Source organism: Pseudoalteromonas sp. 5Ae-yellow (assembly GCF_014077565.1).
GTDB lineage: Bacteria > Pseudomonadota > Gammaproteobacteria > Enterobacterales > Alteromonadaceae > Pseudoalteromonas.
In genome coordinates this window covers 1-4,377 of the sequence record NZ_JACGWD010000125.1, presented here as the reverse complement: position 1 = coordinate 4,377, position 4,377 = coordinate 1, and the positions used below count along the sequence as shown (strand labels likewise).

Below are 4,377 nucleotides of genomic sequence, written 5' to 3'. Positions count from 1 at the left end.
TGGACAATGCCAATCCATAATTGGAATCTGACATTGTCGCAATTGGCCATCCACTTCGAAGGTAGGTTAGATGGTGTGCTAGATATTTAGCAACTTAGGCTGACACAGAATTCTGAACGCCCTCTAAATGCAGGGGGCCCATCATATTAAAGTGCTTTAAAACGAATAGCTGTACCGCCACTAGTGGCTAATTTAAGCGTTAGTTTATCGCTTGCAGTTACAACACGTTTTTCGATAGTTAGATCGTACGGATTGTTTTTCCACTCTGCGCTTTTACCATCTTTATAAATTTGTGCTTCAAACTTTTTGCCTTGCTCTAAAAAGTCGAGTTTTACCTCAACAGTTCTGGCTTTTTCGTCAGTAACAGCACCTAAGTACCAATCATTTCCTGAGTATTTAGTGCTTTTACGTTCTTTACGGGCAAATACAATAAAGTCGCCTACTTCACCATCAATAGCAATACTTTGCTGCCAATCTGTTGGTACGTCTTGAATGAATTGAAACGCATCGGGCTTAGCCAAATAGTTTTTAGGTAAGTCGGCAGCCATTTGAATTGGGCTATACAAAACAACATAAAGTGCAAGTTGTTTGGCAAGTGTAGTTTGTGGGCGGTTTGTATCGCCTCCTAAACCATTAAAGCTCATATCAAAAATACCTGGCGTAAAGTCCATAGGGCCAGAGAGCATGCGGGTAAAGGCAAGCATTGGTACGTGTTCTGGTGGGTTAGGTGGTGAACCCCATGCATTGTATTCTTGTCCGCGTGCGCCTTCGCGCGCAATCCAGTTTGGATAAGTACGGCGCAGGCCTGTATCTTTAATTGGCTCGTGCGTATTGATGCTAATTTTATGTTTAGCTGCAAGTTTTACGTTATAAAGGTATTCGTTAACCATAAATTGGCCGTCATGCCATTCATGGCGCGCAATACCGTTTTTGTCTATACGTTTTATATTTCCGCCATCGGCTACATAACCTGTTTTTACTTGGCTGACGTTTGATTTTTCGTAAAGTGTAAAGGCATCTTCCATTTGGTCTCGGTAGTTGCTTACATTGCCTGATGTTTCGTGATGGCCAATGAGCTGTACGCCTTTTTCTTTGCCGTATTGAGTCAGCGCTGCTATATCAAAATCGTCGTACGGTTTGGTAAAGTTAAATACATCGCCATTAAAGTACCAATCGCCATCCCAGCCAATATTCCAGCCTTCAACGAGTACGCCATCAAAACCATACTGCGCTGCAAAATCCATATAGTATTTTGTGGTTTGCGTAGTGGCGCCGTGTTTTTTACCGCTACCCCAAGTTTGCGTGTTTATATGCATACCCCACCAAATACCGACGTATTTGCCAGGTTTAACCCACGACACGTCACCGAGTTTATTAGGCTCGTTTAAATTTAGTATTATATCTGAATTAACTAGGCCAACAGCGCTGTCGGCTATTTGAATGGTGCGCCATGGTGTTTTAAAAGCACCTTGCTTTTTAACGGCAACACCATCTGACCAAGGGGTTAAGTCTGCTGTAAATGTGCCTGGACGGCGCTGATTAAGCACCATACCCGCGTAATCAACAAGAGCGGCTTCATGAATACTAATATGAGTACCGTCACTTGTTTTAAACGTAAATGGTGTGTGAGCTAGTGGAGCTTCGTTAAGCGCGGTGGTGTTATAAACATATTCGTAGCGGTTCCAGCCACGAGCAGGTATCCACCATGCTGTTGCATCATGGCTATTGTTTATTGCAAATTCAGTCAGCTCTTTGGTTATTTCTGTATGTTCGAAGCCGGTTTGTTGTGGCACTTCGTATCTAAAACCTACACCACTATCAAATGCTTTAAATCGAATGGTGTAGGTGCCTTTATTTGGCTCGTTTTTTGTAAAGGTAACGGCTACTTCGTTATATTCGTCAACAACATTTTGGCGCTCGCCCCAGGGTTGTTGCCACTGTGTATTAACGCTTTGTTGTTTAATGCTTTTAATTTTAAAGCCGTCGCTAAAGGCCGCTTGTGTTTTAAATTCAAACCCCAGTAAAGATTTGTTTATAACCGCTTTGTTTTTAAATTTTATTGCGTAGCTTGGCGTGTTGTTTTCGTCAGAGATGCTTACTGTTATTTGTGTGTTTGGCGATTTTAGCTCTACGGTTTGTCCGTAGCTATTACTAGCAAAGGCTAAAAGCATAAGTGCAGGAATTCTCATGGTGTGTCCTTAGATGAGTCGGTGGTGACATTTAAGGATAATGACTGTTGATGATTAATACGACTGCCTACATACGTATTCAATGTTTTAAAAAATAGAAAGAATTTGGTGGCTTAATCGGTCTATAATGTAAACAAATTGATAATAGCGACAAGAAAATGATAAAAAGCTTACTTTGTGTATTTTTACTAAGTGTTAGTACTGGAGTTTTTGCAGCAAATATTACAATTAAAAATGCTAATAATGACCCGTTACCTAATGCTGTTGTATGGCTAACTGCAGGAGGCCCCTCTAGCGTTATTCCTCCAGAAGCACCTTATGCGATGACCCAGCAAAATCGAGAATTTAAGCCGCGTATTTTAGTTGTCCCACAAAAAGCAAAGGTAGAGTTTCCGAATGCGGACTCAATCATGCATCATGTTTATTCATTTTCTAAAGCCAAAACGTTCGAATTAAAGCTATATAAGGAGCACCCAAAAGCGCCCATTACTTTTGATCAAACGGGTGTTGTTGAGCTTGGCTGTAATATTCATGATTGGATGTTAGGTTATATTGTGGTGGTAGATAGTACTATTTTTGCAATCACTGATGAAAATGGCCATGTTGATTTAAATGCCAATGCAGGCGAATACACGTTAAGTGTTTGGCATTCTGGATTTAGTGATATTAGTAAGGTTGAATCTCAAACTATTACTGTGGCTACTAACCCGATCACTTATAAAGTAAAGCAGGAAATTGCGGAGCAAATTGACTTTGCTACGGATGAATTTGATGATTATTAATAGGCTAACGAGGCTGATATTTTTAGCCGGTGCTTTATGTTTTAGTAATGCATTGTATGCACAAGTAAAAGGCTTGATACAAATTAGAGCCGTGCAGGGTGACGATACACGTAGCTTCCAAGAGGGCGGCCTTGGGCTATATCGGCACGATACTAAAAGCGACGAACTTATTTTATCCCAAGGTATTTTAGATTTTAATGTTGATTTAGCATCTAGTTGGTCGGCTCATGGGGTGTTAAATGCGAATCAAGATCCTGACGTTGGCCTTGGTTTTACGCAAGCTTATGTAAAGTATCAGCCGCTATCTAACAGCAACTATAAATGGCATGTGCGTGTAGGGGGCTTTTATCCACTTATGTCGCTTGAAAACCCTGATATAGGATGGACTTCTCCTTATAACTATACAAACTCAGCTATTAATAGCTGGATAGGCGAGGAAGTACGCACTGTTGGCGCAGAGGTAACTATTAAGCGCCCAGCAAAACGTTTTAACAGCGCTCATAGCTTTAGTTTTGTAGGTGCTACATTTAAAGGCAATGACCCTGCCGGTACTTTACTTGCTTGGCGTGGTTTTGCATTACACGATAGGCAAACTACATTTAACGAAAGTGTTAAATTTGCGCCTGTAGCGGCATTAAATACGTATGAATTACGCTGGTAAGCTAATCAGGTTTTACCGTTTGAAGAAGTAGACGGACGTTTTGGCTATTACGCTGGCGTACACTGGGATTACTTAAAAAAATCACAATTTCGAATTTATTATTACAACAATAACGGTGACCCAACCACACTTAATATTAGTACAGGGCAGTATGCTTGGGATACTCGCTTTACAAGCGCCGCTTGGCTTTATAAGTTTAATAATAAAACCCGCTTTATAGCACAGGTACTTAATGGTAAAACCGAAATGGGCGCTAATGCTTTAATTGATAATGCCTTTTACAGCCATTATTTAATGTTAAGCCATAAAGAAGGCAAGCATCGAGTTTCTGTACGCTTCGATTACTTTAAAGTGACAGATAACGACACCACTGCGTTTGATCCTAATGCAAGCAATGGGGAAGGTTTAACCGCAACATGGCGCTACCAGCTCACTAATAAACTACAAATAGGGGTTGAAGGTTCTGCACTTAAAAGTGTTGCAAAAAATAGAGAGCCAATTGGATTTAATGAACGAATCTCGCAGCAGCAAATAATGCTAAACGCTCAATGGCGATTTTAGAAGTATAAAAAAGGGAGCATTTAAAGCTCCCTTTTTAGTTTAATAAAATTGGTATAGATTATACCAACCTGCATAAATCTTTGATCAATTTAACGAATTAAATTGCACTATAACGTCGTTAAAAATTTTTTATTTAGAACAACTAGATACAAAAATTTTTGCCTAGTTCTAGCGTAATTTTCTT

Annotated in this window: 2 protein-coding genes and 1 pseudogene; 2 read left to right on the top strand and 1 reads right to left on the bottom strand. The window is 40.1% G+C overall.

The annotated features are described in order from the left end of the window. Positions 1-146: 146 nt before the first annotated feature. A complete protein-coding gene (locus H4J63_RS19440) occupies positions 147-2,189 on the bottom strand; it encodes a glycoside hydrolase family 97 protein (RefSeq protein WP_182198067.1) in 2,043 nt (680 codons plus the stop codon). Positions 2,190-2,347: 158 nt separating this feature from the next. Here H4J63_RS19440 and H4J63_RS19435 point away from each other — a divergent pair, with 158 nt between their 5' ends. After that, positions 2,348-2,971: a methylamine utilization protein gene (locus H4J63_RS19435; protein ID WP_182198065.1), complete on the top strand. Its 624-nt coding sequence runs from the start codon at positions 2,348-2,350 to the stop codon at positions 2,969-2,971. Continuing rightward, positions 2,961-4,193, top strand: a pseudogene (locus tag H4J63_RS19430) (hypothetical protein). Before H4J63_RS19435 ends, H4J63_RS19430 begins: the two are co-directional and overlap by 11 nt. Positions 4,194-4,377: the final 184 nt, after the last annotated feature.